Origin of the sequence: Hymenobacter saemangeumensis (genome assembly GCF_039541835.1) — a bacterium.
Classification (GTDB): Bacteria; Bacteroidota; Bacteroidia; order Cytophagales; family Hymenobacteraceae; genus Hymenobacter; species Hymenobacter saemangeumensis.
Genome location: NZ_BAABGZ010000078.1, coordinates 45,307 through 61,299 on the forward strand (window position 1 = coordinate 45,307; position 15,993 = coordinate 61,299).

General features: G+C 56.3%; 10 protein-coding genes. 3 read left to right on the plus strand and 7 right to left on the minus strand.

All coding sequences use genetic code 11. From position 1 onward, the window contains the following. Positions 1–4: 4 nt before the first annotated feature. From ABD919_RS20160 to ABD919_RS20185, 6 genes are all read right to left on the minus strand, one after another. Positions 5–1,129: a phosphoadenosine phosphosulfate reductase domain-containing protein gene (locus ABD919_RS20160; protein WP_345237875.1), complete on the minus strand. Its 1,125-nt coding sequence runs from the start codon at positions 1,127–1,129 to the stop codon at positions 5–7. Continuing rightward, positions 1,126–4,341 (minus strand): hypothetical protein, encoded by a 3,216-nt coding sequence (locus ABD919_RS20165; protein WP_345237876.1) that lies wholly within the window; start codon positions 4,339–4,341, stop codon positions 1,126–1,128. The genes ABD919_RS20160 and ABD919_RS20165 overlap by 4 nt, the downstream gene beginning before the upstream one ends. After that, positions 4,334–5,248, minus strand: coding sequence for a DUF4007 family protein (locus ABD919_RS20170; RefSeq protein ID WP_345237877.1), 915 nt, complete (start codon positions 5,246–5,248; stop codon positions 4,334–4,336). Before ABD919_RS20170 ends, ABD919_RS20165 begins: the two co-directional genes overlap by 8 nt. A 192-nt stretch (positions 5,249–5,440) precedes the next feature. Beyond that, on the minus strand, positions 5,441–6,778 hold the full coding sequence (locus ABD919_RS20175) for an McrC family protein (protein ID WP_345237878.1): 1,338 nt from the start codon (positions 6,776–6,778) through the stop codon (positions 5,441–5,443). A 5-nt stretch (positions 6,779–6,783) separates the two neighbouring features. Continuing rightward, the gene (locus tag ABD919_RS20180; protein ID WP_345237879.1) at positions 6,784–8,919 is read right to left on the minus strand and encodes an McrB family protein; all 2,136 of its coding nucleotides are present in this window, start codon (positions 8,917–8,919) and stop codon (positions 6,784–6,786) included. A 279-nt stretch (positions 8,920–9,198) separates the two neighbouring features. Continuing rightward, positions 9,199–10,212: a tyrosine-type recombinase/integrase gene (locus ABD919_RS20185; protein ID WP_345237880.1), complete on the minus strand. Its 1,014-nt coding sequence runs from the start codon at positions 10,210–10,212 to the stop codon at positions 9,199–9,201. Positions 10,213–10,956: 744 nt separating this feature from the next. Here ABD919_RS20185 and ABD919_RS20190 point away from each other — a divergent pair. After that, entirely contained in the window at positions 10,957–11,925 is a 969-nt protein-coding gene (locus tag ABD919_RS20190; RefSeq protein WP_345237881.1) for a YitT family protein, read from the plus strand. Positions 11,926–12,457: 532 nt separating this feature from the next. Further along, complete coding sequence (gene chrA, locus ABD919_RS20195; RefSeq protein ID WP_345237882.1) at positions 12,458–13,684, plus strand: chromate efflux transporter; 1,227 nt, start codon at positions 12,458–12,460, stop codon at positions 13,682–13,684. A 126-nt stretch (positions 13,685–13,810) separates the two neighbouring features. Here chrA and ABD919_RS20200 read toward each other — a convergent pair whose 3' ends face one another. Beyond that, positions 13,811–15,268, minus strand: coding sequence for a potassium/proton antiporter (locus tag ABD919_RS20200; RefSeq protein WP_345237883.1), 1,458 nt, complete (start codon positions 15,266–15,268; stop codon positions 13,811–13,813). 340 nt (positions 15,269–15,608) lie between these two features. Here ABD919_RS20200 and ABD919_RS20205 point away from each other — a divergent pair, with 340 nt between their 5' ends. After that, entirely contained in the window at positions 15,609–15,989 is a 381-nt protein-coding gene (locus tag ABD919_RS20205; protein WP_345237884.1) for a hypothetical protein, read from the plus strand. Positions 15,990–15,993 lie beyond the last annotated feature (4 nt).

Consider the following 15,993-nt stretch of genomic DNA (forward strand, 5'->3'; position numbering starts at 1 on the left):
GCTTCTAAATAAAGCAGGCGGCGCAGCCCTGTTGGTCGTCTTCATCCAAGAACTTATCCATTAAGAAAGGGGAGCTATTAGCTGATTGCTCAACCCTTTTCTTCTGTTTCTGAATGTATTCCCTTTTTATCTGCTCGATACGCTCAGGCTTCATCAGCTCCGTGAGGGACTCCCGTTCACTCCAGGTATAACCTTCTTTCTCGTACTTGCCCGCCTTTTCAAAAAGCTCTGGGTGTTGTTCATAAAGCCAGACCCACTCAATCTTTTGCTGAAAAAAGCAGAAGTAGCATCCAGACCGGCTTCTCGAATAGGTCCCTTTCTCGCCGTCTACCTCGAACTCCAGCTCTTCATAGTACTTCGGGATGCCAACACCGCTTGTCCTCAACAAGGCGAAAATGTCCTCCTTCACCGATACCTTGGTATCAGCCACCACCGGAAAGCTGTCCACCTGTGAGAGCGGGTATCTTGTTGTTTTGAGGTAGCTAAAAACTAGCTGATTGAAAGCCTTGGTATCAGCATTTAGCAGCAGGTCAAGCTTTTTCTTAGCCGAAAAGCGTAGCGATAGCGGTTCTGCGATAATTTCACGAAACTCGTCATCAACCGTCACTTCGCCCGCTTCTATAGTACCCAGTAACTGCTTGATGTTATCGTTAGCCAGCACTTTGGTTGTCACGTCTTCACTCCAAATATTCTTCCGGAAGGGAAAAATAGATTGGATGTTACTTTTCTTAGAAATATAACCTTCCCGCTCTTCGTCCCCTCGGATACCGACGTAAGAGACCACTGGGTCGTTACCGATGAACATCTCGAACGGCCGCAGTTTCAAATATTGGGTACACCAGCGAGATTGAGTAGAGGGCAAGTACTTGAACTTGCTTTTGTAAAGCAGCTCAAAGGGCCCCAGTTGGTGATTCTCGGTGTCTTTAGAATGAGTCAGTCTAATAATGGGCTTGCCCAAATAGACTTCCAGCCGCGTGACCAAGTCATACGTTTCTTGGAGCTCCTCACCAGTATCGGCAGTGTAGTACTCAATATCCAATTCAGGATAGTTGTCCTTCATGTATATGGCCAGGGCTGCGCTGTCCTTGCCCCCAGAGATGCCCAGGACGTGTCTTACTTTCTGACTCATGATAGTAGCAGTTCATTAAGGAGGTTCGCGACAATGGCTAGGTTCACTTGCTTGTCGTGTTTCAGGGCACCGAGGCGCTTCATCAGCATGTCGGTGTCCTTCTTAACAATCTTCTCCTTGTCTTTGGGCAGTCGGATAACCGCCTTTTGTGCGCCGGCACCAAAAGCATTAAGCTCGATGCCAACGACAGATTCCTGACTCGGGTCAATGTTGCTAGCTGACAAGCTGGTTAGACTGTCCAGGTCAAGCAACATGCGTTGGAACTTGTCATAAAGTACTGATTCGTCTTCATCGCTGAAAACGTCTAGTGATTTGCCAACTACAGCCTGCGCCATTGCACTAAGCCAAGCATCACGGTCGGCGCTGGAAGAGTTTAAGCGTTGCACAAAAACCCGCTGATTAGGCATGAGCATGGGTTGGCTCAATTTCTTGAACCGTTTTTGCAAAACTGCCCTATACTCGATAAAGGGTAGTGGTTGACCTACAACGTCTTCCTGGATAAAGCTCTCAAAGCGGGTCAGTAGCTCAGGATATGCATGACGGATGCTGCGAATAGCACCCTCTATCTTATGAATGTACTCTGACAGTGACTCCGGCGAATTGAGCAGAGCACTTAGACTGTAACCCAACGCTGAAGGGAAATCATCAAAGAAGGTCTTTTCAGGGTCTACGGAGCTAACAATGGCAGCCCTTAGTGCAAGCACTTCCTTATCGAGGCGCTGAGTGCTTTTGGCATAAGCCGGCAACTGCCGATAGAAGGATAAGAAGGGACGAATTGTTTCGACAAAGGTCTGGTTGTCAACAAATAGTCGGTCCTGCTGCTGTAGAAACGTGCGGTAGCTGTTAAGTAGGTCCAGCTTAACCCCCTCGATGTCAAAAGTCTTTACCTCATAGTCGGCGGGGTACTTTATAATCAGGTCAAGGGTCTCGTCTGATATCTGAGGAATATACCCTTTGTCCCCAAACAGCCCATAATCATCCCTCTTCAAAAAGAGGAATGTGGGTATCCAGAAATCAAGAAACCCTTGTTTAAGCTTAAATGGAGCTGCAGCCAGCTTTTCATAGAGGCCCGTAATGGAACGGCGGCGGTCCTTCGCGCTTTGTAGGAACTGCTCCGATACGTCCCAAAGCTCCTGAAATCGGTTAGGGTCAGGATGCTGTTCATTACGACTGCCGAAGCTTGTCGAGATGCCGTTGGCTTTGAGCAGCGTGAGATAAATGGTTTTTTCGGGGGGGAACTTGCTCTTTTCAAACCCGAGGTCTGGTTTATCCCAGTCTGTCACTAGTGCTTTGAAGTACTGACGACGAGCTGTGAAGATAGAATTCGAAATGACATGCCGGTTTACCAGCTCGTTTTTGAAAACTGGGGTGCTGGGGTAAATAGTTTGGCAAACCCTTGATAGTAGCTGATTGAAAAGTCGCTGTGAACGAATATCCTGTCGCTCACCCTGCCACAGCCATGTGAGGTGCGTAGAGCCAATGTAAAGGTTGCCTAGTATAAAGTGATTGAGAGTTTTACGGGCTGCTTCAATGTTTTCATCAAGCAGGCGCAAGGCTATTTTATCATCTGCATTGTCCGCCTTTACCTGCTCTAGCTTTTGCAGCTCATAGAGTAGGTCAATGATGTCGCGTGTGTTTTCGTAGTGAACGAAAATCAGTGCCTGCTCAGGGTGCTCCGCCGAGTGTGCCCGTACTGTCTCAGCCGATAGGTTTTCATTGAAGACAAGATAAATCAGCCCATCTACTTCCCCTACGGGGTAGTCAGCCCGCAATTCGTCGGTTATGACAAACTTGAATTGTCGCGGGGTGCCAAACTCATAGGTATACGCTTTAGCCAAAACAGGGGGCAAGTCATCGTAGCGCTGAAGGAGAGCGGCAACTGCGTCACTTTTGGCTATCTTCTGTTCAGCCTCAATAAGGGCTGCCTCTACATCGAGAGTGGTGCCGTTATTGGGAATGAAGCGCTTTGCGTGTGCCCGGTAAAGAATGATTTTATGCTTTTTCAGGGCCTCAACAAGCTCAGCAGCATTTTCAATGCCTAAGGCAGTCTTGGCATAGCGCACCAGAAATGCCTGATTTAGGTCGCTTCCTTGAGCCGCCGTAATGTTGAGTAGCCCAATGGTTTTGAGCAGATGTTGGTAGGCTTCAATATCTTCCGAGAACGTACGCTCAATTTCGTCCAAGCCGTTACGAATAGCCGACCAAGCGGCATAGTCCGGGTTGAATTTTGATTGGACGAACGAATAGAAATTGAAGAACAGATAGTCATAAACCTGCCCGATGTGATAGAACGCACCCGGCCGGTCACGACGAAACTGTTTAAGACTGGTGTGGTCCGATGCTTCTAGGAATGAGAAGAGGCTGCGCTCATTTTGGCCGTACCGTTGCAGACATAACGTTAGTACGTTCGCCGCAAGCAAATCCAGCGGGAAAAGCCCTGTAGCTACTTCTCCTGCGTAAGCCGGCTTGAGGTCAAAAGCGCGCGTGTCATTAGCAATCAACACTGTTTGCAGTACCGCTTCTTCCTCGTGTGCGTCGCGCTTTTCCACACTTAAGTGGGAAGCAGCTAAGCGCAGCAATTGCTCAATGGGCTCGTTAAAGGTTACTTCCCGAAAACGGCCTTTGACTTTGCTCCACTCCTGCCGTTGCGGTATACTTAGTCCAAAAGCATAAGCATCAAAGTTTTGATGCACCGTTGTGATGAGTAACACGTTGTGGCGTGTATCAGCAGCAAACTCAGCCAAACTTTGCAAGAAGTAAACAGCGGAGTTCGGGTCGTGCGCTGCAGCATGCTCCAGAAACTTGCCGAATTCATCTACCAGTATAACAAGGCGGCCCTTTTTCAGCGTCGTCTGATGCTGGTAATATAGTGCAGCAAGGATGGCGGCACTGTCAGCCCCCTGCTCCAATCCATAGCGTTCAGCCATCGTATCGGCCAGCGACTGGTATTCTCCAACAAAACGAACTACCTCAGTAGGGCCAGTACCAAAGAGTTTATCCTTGAAGTAAGGCTTTTGGCCTGTAAGATTTTGCTCAAGAGCCCACAGAAAGGCGCTTTTTCCTGTTCCGTATGAACCAATGAGTGTAAAAGCACGGATTCCAGTCTGATAGTCGGTCAGTAGCTGAGAAACAATGCGTCGAGTATTCTCCGTAGGGATGTAGTTCAATGCCCGGTTGGCATCCCTTACGATATTGACCGAAGGGCTAAACATTGGCTGGGACATAGTAATCTCTTAAAACCTGGTACTTATCAGCTGGCTTCTCACGAAATTGAAGTTCGCGGACCCCTGCTTGGTCATTATATGTGAGGAAGTCGTACTGGCTGACCAACTGCTCAATCTTTCGTCGCAGCCCAGCTCTGTTCATGGCAAACACCGCACAAGGCATTCCAGGGTCGTTTTCCAGGGTTTCCAAACTTACTGATAGACCTATGCTAGGAGAATCCAATAAGCAGTACAGAATCCAGTCAGCTGGTATATCGTCCCGGTCCGAAGGAGTAATGACATATACTGGAATTTCACCTTTACCATCCTCTGTTTTGCGCGGGAAAGAGTGTACAAGGTTCAACTCGGTTAGAATGCCAGAGAAGCTATCCTCGCGGTCTTTCGTCTTAGCACCTCTTTCAGCTATGCCGCGATGATACATTTTCAGGAAGACCCCGAAGTCATCGGCTATGCTTTTGGGACTTATCGAAAATCCTTCTTCACGTCCCTTCTGCTCGATAAATCGTCCGTAGTCTTCCCGGGTAAATTCGATTTTGCGCTTCCTGAACTCATTGAATATAAGCCAATAAGTAGAGGCAAAGCGGGTTTTGACCAACTGATAATGAAGGAGCCACAAGGTGGCATTATCTTCTAAAAAAGCATCGAAAGGTGCAACCGTTCCTCGGCCTCCAAAAATCAGGTCTGCTAGCTTTGTGGGAGTATCAGTAGTTTCATCAACTAATCCGAAGGCACGTAACCAATGCTTGATAGCGCGCACCATATTGTTACCCACACCAAGGACTACAGGGGCGTCGTCGGCAGTGAATGAACGGCCTTCCCGTAGGTAATCGTAGCCCTTCTTAAGCCAAAGCAGCCGGCACTGAAAGCTATCATGGCCGCTAAAAGTGTACTTCAAGGATGGGAACATGGAGAAAGCATTCTTGCTCAGCGTAGCTGAGCCTGTTTGAAAAGTAAAAGAGGTAAAAGTAACGCTAAAAAAACTAGTATTTTCTCGAAAATCGAAGTTTGAATGGGTGTTCAAGACTATCAGCGCCTTAGCAGTCAGCTGCAGCTTTGGAACGTATCAACGCGTGATAACTGGAGTTTACTATGTAAGCCATGCTGAAAACTCTGTTTCCAGAGAGCAGGTCAAATAGCCAGTAGTCTGGTTAACATCGGACGCAGCGGGGTCTGCATGACTTAATGCTGCTTGACCCACCCGGATGTAGGAAACCCCGCACCGAATAGCCTGTGCTTCCGCGCCTCCGGCACTAAAAAGCGGCCGCGTAAATACGCCATCCACCGATTGCTCTGACCCGCTCTGCGGATACAACAGCCGCGCCCGCGTAGCCTCGAAATGTTGTGCATACGCAAACAGCTGACGCAAATCCACTTCAGCAGGCTTGCCGTGGGGACGCTTCCATTTCGCATCAAGCACGATAGTGCCTTGCGTAGCATGCTGCAACAGCATATCGGGTTGCATCCGGCTCTGGTAGCCTTGGGCATCTTGCCAGAACACTACTTTCGTGGGCTTGCGTACCGTCCATCCTACCGGGGCCAGCCGTTGCAGGGTGCGCAGTAAATACGCCTCCCAAATATGGTTCATGTTAAAAAACAGTGCCACCAAATCCTGCGCGCCGCTGCGCACATCGGGGCCGAGCCGCAGTAAGAGCAACCGCGCAATGCGTAGTGCGGTGCGGTAGGGCGCGGTTTTGCGGTCGTAGCGCAGGCGGGAGAAGGTGGCTGAAGTGGGACGCACGGCAGGTAACTCTGGCCAAGCCAACAGAGCGCGGGCAGCCCGGCCACGAAGGCTAGGCGCGGTGGTGAGTACCGGCAACAGCACCAGTGCCTGACGCAGCAGGCGGTGGGGCAGATGGTCATGGTCGTAGGTCTGGTTGCGGGTGAAGAACCTTTCTTGGTGCACCACATTGCGGGCCAGGTGCTGGCCGAAAAGTAGTGTGCCTTTTAGGGCCTTTACTTGGCCTTCGCGCTGGCGGTACCGCTTCACCAGACCGCGGTGCAACAGGGTTTCTACTTCGGTGAGGAACAAGCTGATATAGATGTCAAGCAAGCTGTTTTCGCGCTCGTGCAACAGGGCCGTGCGGAAAGTGTCGACGGGAAGTAGTCCGGCTTCGGCCAACATTCGCATTAGCAGTTGCCGCCAGCGGTCGAAGTCCTCGCCGGGCGGCGTGGCGCGACCGGGCTCGGCATCGGCCTTAGGCAGCACCTCAATGGTGAGGCTACCCACTTGCAGTACGCCCACGTAGTGCTTAAATCGCACGCCCCGGTGCCGGATGTCATAGTAGCGACGGCCCGCACCTGTGTCGTGAAACCGTAGCAGCTCATGCCAGTGTGCTTCCTCGAACTTAGCCCGGGTCAGGCCTTCACCCTGTGCGTAGCCGATGGTCAGGATGCTGTGTTCCAGCACCCGCAGAATGGTGGGCATGGAGGCTATGCAGGAGTGGCCGGGTAAATGCTCTGGAAAGCTGTCGCATCCCAGTTTTCTGGCTTAGTGACACGGTATAGGGGTTTTTCGCGCACGTTGCCGCCGTCGTACCCGGAGAAATCTGCCAGCGCAAACCGACCCGGCGCGTTGGCCTTACTGATTTCCACGAATTTTGGTCCCAGCACCAACCCGATTTTGCCCCAGTCGCCGAAGAAATACTCTTGCAATAGCGGTAGAATGCTGCGCTGGAAAGCCGCCCGCAGCTCTTCCAGCGTGTCCAGGCGCAGCAGCAGGGCGTGGCCCAAACAGTGGTCGCGGTCGAGCAGCTGTTCGAGGCGGCTATTGATTACTTCCAGCATCCTGGCCACGTCCACCGCTGCCGCGCCTTCGCCGATGATTCCCTTATTAGGTTGCGCCCGGATAACGTCGGCCTCGGGTAGCATCTCTGTAAAACTGAAGCGTCGGCGCAGGGCCGTGTCCAAGGCTTCAACGGAGCGGTCGGCGGTATTCATCGTACCGAGTAGATAAAGGTTTTCGGGCACCGTGAAATCCTCCTTCGAGTAGGGTAGCTTCACGGTGAGGGCCTCAGGGCGGCCGGCGCGCTTGTCATCTTCGAGCAGGGTGATGAGTTCGCCGAAGATATTGGCCACGTTGCCCCGGTTGATTTCGTCGATGATAAGGACGAAGCGAGGGGCTTCTGTGGTTTTGATTAAATGGGTTTCTTCGGCAGCGGTAGCAGCCTGTAATTCGGACTGGTGCTGAGCTTCGAAATTCTTCAAATCATTGAATACTGCCCATTGCAGCGAACTATTAGGCCCTCCAACTTTGCGCATCGTTTTATTCATCGGCACGATGTCGCTGATTTTTGCAAACTGTGAGTACACGGCTCGCGTCCACTTTGAAGCAATAGGGGTTGGCCCATATGCGCTGGCGGGGGCAATGTGAATAGCATTCTTGCTATCTATGCTTGTTACAAAAACTTCATAATTTTCCAGTGTGTGTAGCATTGCTTTCCCGTTTCCGGCCTCAACGCGGGCCTGCAAATCGGCTAGGTACGCTTCATAAACTACTTCAAAAGGCAGTGAAATCTCAGCGGCCGGCTGCTGGGCCTGCTGCCAGGCGGCCAGTGCCTTATCAGCCAGCGTGCGGAAAATGCCGGGCTCAATGGCATAACGCAGACTTTCTGTTTCTTCGGCCACGTCAGGCTTTATGCCTTCCACAAAATCCTCGTAGCTGAAGGCTTGGTGGAAGGTAACGAAGCCAATCCATCCAGCCTGCTGGTATTCCTCGAAGCGTGCCCGAACTTGCTCCCGCGAGTATTTCGATGAGATTTCGTGGTCGGCCAAGCCTTCCAGAATGCCCACGGCACGGGTGCTGGTATGGTAGGTTTTGCCTGTGCCAGGCGGGCCGTAAAGGATTTGGTTGAGGGGGAAAGTCATGAAAGAAGGGAAGGAAGAAGCTTTTTTACCGTCTGTCACTGTTGTCGTTCCGGTTCCCTTAAAGGATTTGTCGCGCAGCTTTTCAGCAATGACAAAGGCTTGGGCGAGCTTTTCCAGAATCAGCGTTTTCAGGGCGCTTCGTTGGTTGGGAGCAGTGGCAGGGTCCAACTCCGTTAGCGGCAGGCGGGCTAACAACAGCCAATCCCCAGGCAGCGTAGGGTGAGGGGGCATCGGGTCCGGGAAGGCGGCTTGCCAAGTGTTACGCAGTTGTTCGTGCAGCTGGAGCATGGCGACATTGGGGCGCTGGTCTTGAGGGCGACGGCCCCGGCCGAACCAGCGGTTGTTGCCACCTTCGCCGTTGCCCATTCGAAAGCTCAGGTACACGAATACATCGTCCTGTGGCAGTTGGCTCAGCAAGTATCCGACAATGCGGTCATCAGCTTTGGTACCAATAATGAGGTGGGCATCTGGATTTGACTTGCTTTTTTTACTGCCGCGAGTGCCCAAGCTGAAAAATAGCGGTTCGGGTTTTGGCCCACGCCACCACAAAAACTGTAAGGGTGAATCATTTTCGCGGTTGGCATTGCGGATAACGTAGTCTTCGTGTTGGGCAGTGATGGGTTGCACGAGCACGTTGTTGTCAGTGAGCAGGCTTTGTATGCGCTGCAAGTGGAGGGGTTCGATAAGGCGAAGGGCAGCCATGGCAAAGCTTACTGATATGCCAGCAAGTTAGGTAAACGCATGCCCAGCGCTGGCCTTGCTTAATGTCAACGGCTAGACTTTTAGAACCATCGGCTGACTGTTGAGCCTGCTCGCCTTGCTAACACTCCTATCCCGGCGATGTCACCTCTGCCTAGCTCAGACTATAATGCCTTGAAACAGTTCTTCTGGAAATTGAATCGGTCTGTAGGCTCCCCTCACGGGTTCCCTACGGACTAGGAAGCACTTCGACCCGGCTTGGCGAGATTTTAGGCGCTTTACTCACAAGCCTAGGTTTTGAGCCGCATTGAAGCTCACCACATCATCCAAGCGGGAGTAACGGTCAATCATGGCATCCGTCTTCTGCTTGGTCTGGTTTTTTATAAAGCGGTTGGACTGGCCCCGCAGCACCGACACTGTAATAAAGGAGACGCGCAGTGAGTGAGCCGAATAGTTCTTCTCTGCAATCTTGTGGCCTTCCTCGTCGTGATTCAGGTGATGCTGTACTAGTCCGTTGACGCGCAGGGGTGATAGGCGCTTTTGGGTTGGCAGCGCATCGCCCTTTACCTTGCCGCGCTTGAGCGACACGAACAGCGGCCCGGTGTTGCGGCCCAGCTGCTGCAGCCAGGCACGGGTGCAGCGCACCGGGCAGAAGGCCGCCGTCGCGGCGTAGAATACGGCTTTGTCTTCGGCCTCGCCGGCTTGGTTGGTTTTGCTTTTGGGAAGGTGCACAATCAGCGCCCGCTCCGTAAACTCCAGGTGCTCCACGTTCAGGGCCACAAGCTCCGAGCGGCGGAAAGCACCGGCGAAACCCAGCAGTAGTAAGGCCCGGTCGCGCAGCCCTGCAGTGGTAGTTACATCCAGCCGGCGAATACTTTCCTTGAGTTCCTCCACCGTAAACGCCGGCGCCTGCTTTTGCCGCTTGCCCAACGTGCGCGTGATACCTTCTATGACTAGGGCCAACTCGTCGGCGTGCACTGGTGACGGATAGCCGCGCAGCTGGTGGTGTTTGTGGATGGCCGCGAGGTGACGCTTGATAGTCGAGAGCTTGCGCGGGATGTCGGCCAGGTCGGCCACGTACCGGGCCACAGTGGCCACGTCGGCTGGCAGCGGACATAGACCGTGCAGCGTGCAGTACGCCCCGAAGCTTTTCAAGTCGGCCGAGTACGCCAGCACCGTGTTGTCGGCGCCTTCCAGGCCGAGCTTGAGGTAGCGGGCGACGTTGTCGGCGGCGGTGGCCAGTTGCGAGCCCAGGGCCTGGGGCTCGGCGGGAATGCGGCTGAGTTCGGTGCTCATATAGGCAAAAGTAGCCGGAAAAACTTTAGGTATCATAAGTAACAATTATGATGCCTAAACTACCAAATTCTTTCAGCGTCCGTTGGCATGCTTATCGGTTTCGAACCATTTCCGACAATGTATATTTAATTGCCACCGAGGCGTCGGGTTTGGCCAGCAGGTGCCGGGCACCTGGCAGGCGGTTTTGCCCCTCAGGCTCAAATAGGTTGCGGAGGGGTATCAGCAGGGCCGACAGGTCGGGTATGCGGAACTTGCCGGCCCGGTACGGGAGGACGGTTTCCCAAACACGGAGAGGTGGCCACCTGCAGCTGCTTCTGCAGGGCTCTTACTTTCCCCCATAGCACGGCGACTACCAGGACTAGGGCAACAGTGACCATGTGGTGAACGAACAACAAGTGGTGGAGGTGTTCGGAAGAAAGTTCGGGCATAGCGTTAAGAACAAGCAGGTAGGAAACTTCTGCAGCTTAAAAATAGGCGATTTTCCATTGTAACCGCCCGCAGGCCCTGCTACAGTTGCTGTGTGGACGGCCGAGCTTTTCGCGCAGTCGGCTATGTTTTGTTGCTAAACCAGTACGGGGCAGCCGTCCGCCCGCAGCGGCATAAGGGTTTGCGGCCGGCAGTGGGGTATCTTTCCGGTTGCTTGCTTCCCGGGACCCTCGTCCATCGGCTTCAAGTACTTCTTTTAAGCCTATGGCCTTACCGGACAGCCCGGCAGTAGGGAAGGCCATCCCTCCCAATTTTCTTATGCTTCGCCTTCCCCAGTTTCTTCGACACCTCACCAACAACCGGGCCCTGGCCGCGCAGGTAGCGGTTTCCGCCCCCACTTCGGTGGTTGGGGGACGGCCTCCAGCGGGGGGGACAGCCCGGCGGCTGCTGGGACAGGGCTTGTTCATTACCGCCGGGGTGTTCTCAGCCGCTCTGGGCCTTAAGGGCTTCCTGCTGCCCAACGGCTTTATCGACGGCGGGGTAACCGGCATGTCCATCCTCACCAGTCAAGTGTCGGGCCTGTCGGTGTCGCTGCTGATTGTACTGCTCAACCTGCCCTTTATCGTCATGGGCTACTTTCAAATGGGGCGGGGCTTTGCCATCAAAACGCTGCTGGCCATTCTGGGGCTGGCGGGCGTGCTGCTGGTTATCTCCTTTCCCTCGCTCACCGACGACAAGCTGCTGATTGCCGTCTTCGGCGGATTTTTCCTGGGCGCCGGCATTGGCCTGGCCATGCGCGGTGGGGCTGTGCTCGACGGCACGGAAGTCCTGGCCCTGTACGTGAGCAAGAAAACGGCCCTTTCCGTAGGCGACGTCATCCTGCTCATCAACCTGGTTATCTTCGGCGCCGCGGCCCTGCTGCTGTCCGTGGAAACGGCCCTCTACTCCATCCTGGCCTACCTGTCGGCTGCCAAGACGATTGACTTCATCATCGAGGGCATTGAGGAATACACCGGGGTCACCATCATCTCCACCCAGAGCGAGCAGATTCGGCTCATGCTCACCGAGACGCTCGGGCGCGGCGCCACCGTGTACGCCGGCCGCCAGGGCTATGGCTCGCACGGGCACTCGCGGGCCGCCATCGACATCATTTTTACCGTCACCACCCGCCTGGAGGTGGCCCGGCTCAAGGACGAAATCGACCGCATAGACCCCCAGGCGTTCGTGGTCATGCACAGCGTGCGCGAAACGAAAGGCGGGTTGATTAAAAAGCGGCCCCTGCACTAACTTTCGGCCCCATTCCCTGTCCTCCTTCGTCCCTGCATTGCCCTCCAATTCCATGCCTTTGCCCGGACACCCCACGCAGCACTCCAAGAACGCGTAATGGCTGGCCCGCTCCCTCCGCCTGTTCCTGCACTGCCGGTTCAACCGTTTTGTTAATGCGTTGGATGGGTACCGGGAAGAGCCACTGTCAGACATCGGAGCTGGCCACCAGGCAGCTTATCGCGTTCATTGCCAGCAGGCGCTCGCTAGCCTTTTCGCTGCCCTGGGGAACTTCCGGCCGATAGTGGCCTTGGTTAAAAGTTTGGTACAAAGGTTAAACAAGCGGGCCGGCTGCGGCTCCCATTGGAAGGAAAAAAGCGCCTCCATATCGAAGTGGAACGAGTCTTTCAGGGCTTCGTAGGAGAAATCAGATTTGCCGTGCAGGTTAAGGTGCCACCAACTCACGGGCGAACTGGCGGCAACCGCATCGGCCACCGACTGGCGCTCATAGCCGGCTCATAACCGTTTCCTTAACGTCTGGACAATTCGCATCGGCATGACCGAACCCGCCCATTCCCCCGAATTCGCCACTCCCCCCGGGGCCGTTACTTCCTTCGGCGAGCTGGCCGGCTTGTTTCTGCGCCTGGGCGCCACGGCCTTCGGCGGCCCGGCCGCGCACGTGGCCCTGCTGGAAGAAGAAGTGGTGCGCCGCCGCGGCTGGCTAACCCAAGAGCGGTTTCTGGATTTGCTCAGCGCCGCCAACCTCATTCCCGGCCCTAATTCCACGGAGCTGGCCATTCACATCGGCTACGAGCGGCGCGGCTGGGCCGGGCTGCTGGTGGCGGGCGTCTGCTTTATTCTGCCAGCCATGCTCCTCGTGATGGGCTTTGCCTGGGCCTACGTGCGCTACGGCACGCTGCCGGCCCTGGCCGGCGTGCTCTACGGCGTGAAACCCGTCATCGTGGCCGTGGTGGCGCAGGCACTGTGGAGCCTGGGAAAATCAGCGCTCCGAACGTGGCCGCTCCGCGCCGCCGCCGCGGTGGTGCTGCTCCTGAGCCTGCTGGGAGTCCACGAGCTGCTGCTGCTTTTCGCGGCGGGGGTAGCCACCGGCGCGTGGCGCTGGCCGGCGCTGGAGCGCAAAGCCGTGCCCCCGGCCCTGGGGCTACTGCTGGGGGCGGTGGCCGCGCTGGCGTTGTTGCCGGCGCTGCTGGGGCTGGGGCCGGGGGGGCCGCCCAACGGCGCGCCGCCCCCGTTGGGACTGCTGCCGCTGGGGCTCTCCTTTCTAAAAATCGGCTCGGTGCTGTACGGCAGCGGCTACGTGCTGCTGGCCTTTCTCGACGCCGAACTCGTGCAGCGCTTCCACTGGCTTAGTCAAGGCCAGCTGCTTGATGCCGTGGTGGTGGGGCAGGTGACGCCGGGGCCCGTGTTCACCACGGCCACCTTCGTGGGCTACGTGCTGCAGGGCTGGCGCGGGGCGCTGGTGGCCACGGTGGGCATCTTCCTGCCCGCGTTTCTATTCGTGGGAATCAGCATCAAGCTGGTGGCGCAGCTGCGGCAGTCGCCGCTGGCCGGGGCCTTTCTCGACGGGTTGAATGCCGCCTCCTGGGCCCTGATGGCGGCGGTTTCGCTGATGCTGGCCCGCACCGCCCTGCTGGATGGACCCACCGGGGCGCTGGCGGCAGTCAGCGCCTGGCTGCTGCTGCGCTACCGGGTCAATTCCGCCTGGCTGGTGCTGGGCGGGGCCGCGCTGGGCTACGGGCTGCAGCAAACCGGCCTGCTGTGAGCGGTGAGCCCCCCTGCTGCCGCTGTTCCTGCTGCATCGGGTTGGCTAAGTTACTGGACGACCCGCTGGGGCAGCACAGGGATTACGCTCCCACTGCCTCATCTTTTGGGGACGCGCTGCTCATCCTTACCCCAGGATTTCATGAACCAGGGCCAGACTCTCCGGGTCCTCCGCTAAAATCATGAGCGTGTCCCCCTCTTGCAGCGCCGTGGCCCCGGTGGGCGTAACGAAGTGGTTGCGGCGTTTGAGCATGGCGATGATGGCCGACTTGGGGAAGTTCAAATCCACAATTCGCCGCCCCCGCACCGGGGAGTGCTCCCCGACCACGACTTCGACAAACTCGGATTTCACTTCGTGCCGCAGCAGGTTGTCCAGCAGCGACTCCTCCTTCGGCGCGTCGGGCAGCGCCACCCGCAGCCAGCGGGCCGCCGCGGCCAGCGAGGTCCCTTGCACCAGCACCGAGGTCAGCGAAATGAAGAACACGATGTTGAAAATCATCTGCGCTTTTTCCAGCCCGGCCAGCAAAGGGTACGTCGCAAACACGATGGGCACCGCCCCGCGCAAGCCGACCCAGGACGCGAACAACCGGCTGCGGGCCGGCATCTTGAAGAAAGCCAGGCTGAGGAACACCCCCACCGGCCGGGCCACCAGAATCAGGAAAGCGGAAATCAGCAGGCCGATGCCCACCACGGGCAGCACCTGGCTGGGAAACACGAGCAGCCCCAGCGTGATGAAGAGCACAATCTGCATCAGCCACGCAAAGCCGTCAAAGGTCTGCAGGATGTTGCGCTTGTGAATCAGCGGCTGGTTCCCCAGGTATACCCCCGCGATGTAGACGGCCAGAAAGCCGTTCCCGCCCACCAGGTCGGTGGCCGAGAAGGCCGCGAAGGCGAGGGCCAGCGCCAGCACCGGGTACAGCCCGTCGAAGTCGGGTTGCAGCCGGTTGAGCATAAACTTGCCCAGCAGGCCAAACCCCAGCCCGGCCACGCCGCCGATGACGATTTGCTGGATAAACAGCGGCACGATGGGCAGCAAGCCGGCGACGGGCTGGGCCACCAGTCCCGTAAAGGCAATGGTCAGGAAGTAGGCCATCGGGTCGTTGCTGCCGCTTTCCAGCTCCAGCGTGGGGCGCAGGTTGTGCTTGAGTCCCAGGCTGCGCGCCCGCAGAATGGAAAACACGGCGGCGGCATCGGTGGAAGACACAATGGCGCCCAGCAGCAGGCCCTCGTAGAGGCTGAAATTCGTCACGGCCGCTACGAACAGGCCTACCGAGAGCGCCGTGGCCAGCACCCCAACCGTGGAAAGCGCGATGCCCTGCCAGAGCACCGGCTTGATGGCCCGCCACTCCGTGCTTAGGCCCCCGGAAAACAAAATGACGGTCAACGCGGCGATGCCTAAGAACTGGGCCGTTTTGGGCTCGTCAAAATAAATCCCACCCAATCCTTCGGAGCCGGCCACCATGCCGATGGCCAGAAAGAACAACAAGGTAGGTACCCCAAACCGGTGGGACGTATTGCCCGCCAGCACGGCGATAAATAGCAACACCGAACCGATTAGTAAAATATTGTCGGTTGTGACTTCCATGCAGGATAAAATAAGTGTCCAGGGGGGCGCTGGTTTGAGGAACAGCCCTCAACGGCGCGCCGGGGGTATTTTTCTAACGGGCAAGCGTTGGCACGAGTTGAGTTCCCACACCCTTTACCCGCTCCCCGGCCATCAGTTGCAGTGGTCACCCTAACCGAGTTAGAGGGGGAGCTGATTCGCGAGCCCACCCGGACGCGGTCTGGCCGTGGCCCGCGCCCGGGGCCGGGTGGGCGGCCACCACGTTCACCATCTGCTCCCGGGACTACGCCGTGTACCGGGACCATGCCGTACTGCAGTTGCACCGGGAAACAGCAACCTTTGCCCGACGTAAAGCCATAGCATGCCCTATTCTTTTCCTGCTTTCGAAGCATTTGCCGAGCAGCTGCGCGCCCACGCCGTGCCCCTGCCGGACGCCGCCACGTGGGCAGAGCTGTTAATTGGCCGCCTGCAGGACGCCTACCAGGCCCTGGCGCCCTATGCCCCGGCCAGCGTGCACCCGCTAATTCCACCCGGCCCGGGGCCGGCCCTCGCCTTTGAAGCCCGCTGGGTTGACGGGCGCACCCTGCTTGCCACCACGCAAGGAGGAGTTTCCAACAGCTTCGATTCCCAACTGACCCTTACCCTGGACGGCGCCCTCAAGGCGTCGGTACTCACTGCTCACCAACGCCTCAGCGACGCCGTGGCCACCTGTCTGGGTCCGGTGCCTGGTATACGAGCATAAGCGA

Coding starts and splice junctions, on each gene's coding strand:
- ABD919_RS20160 (WP_345237875.1), bottom strand. CDS start 1,129: ATGAGTCAGAAAGTAAGACACGTCCTGGGCATCTCTGGGGGCAAGGAC.
- ABD919_RS20165 (WP_345237876.1), bottom strand. CDS start 4,341: ATGTTTAGCCCTTCGGTCAATATCGTAAGGGATGCCAACCGGGCATTG.
- ABD919_RS20175 (WP_345237878.1), bottom strand. CDS start 6,778: ATGCCCACCATTCTGCGGGTGCTGGAACACAGCATCCTGACCATCGGC.
- ABD919_RS20180 (WP_345237879.1), bottom strand. CDS start 8,919: ATGGCTGCCCTTCGCCTTATCGAACCCCTCCACTTGCAGCGCATACAA.
- ABD919_RS20185 (WP_345237880.1), bottom strand. CDS start 10,212: ATGAGCACCGAACTCAGCCGCATTCCCGCCGAGCCCCAGGCCCTGGGC.
- ABD919_RS20190 (WP_345237881.1), top strand. CDS start 10,957: ATGCTTCGCCTTCCCCAGTTTCTTCGACACCTCACCAACAACCGGGCC.
- chrA (WP_345237882.1), top strand. CDS start 12,458: ATGACCGAACCCGCCCATTCCCCCGAATTCGCCACTCCCCCCGGGGCC.
- ABD919_RS20200 (WP_345237883.1), bottom strand. CDS start 15,268: ATGGAAGTCACAACCGACAATATTTTACTAATCGGTTCGGTGTTGCTA.
- ABD919_RS20205 (WP_345237884.1), top strand. CDS start 15,609: ATGCCCTATTCTTTTCCTGCTTTCGAAGCATTTGCCGAGCAGCTGCGC.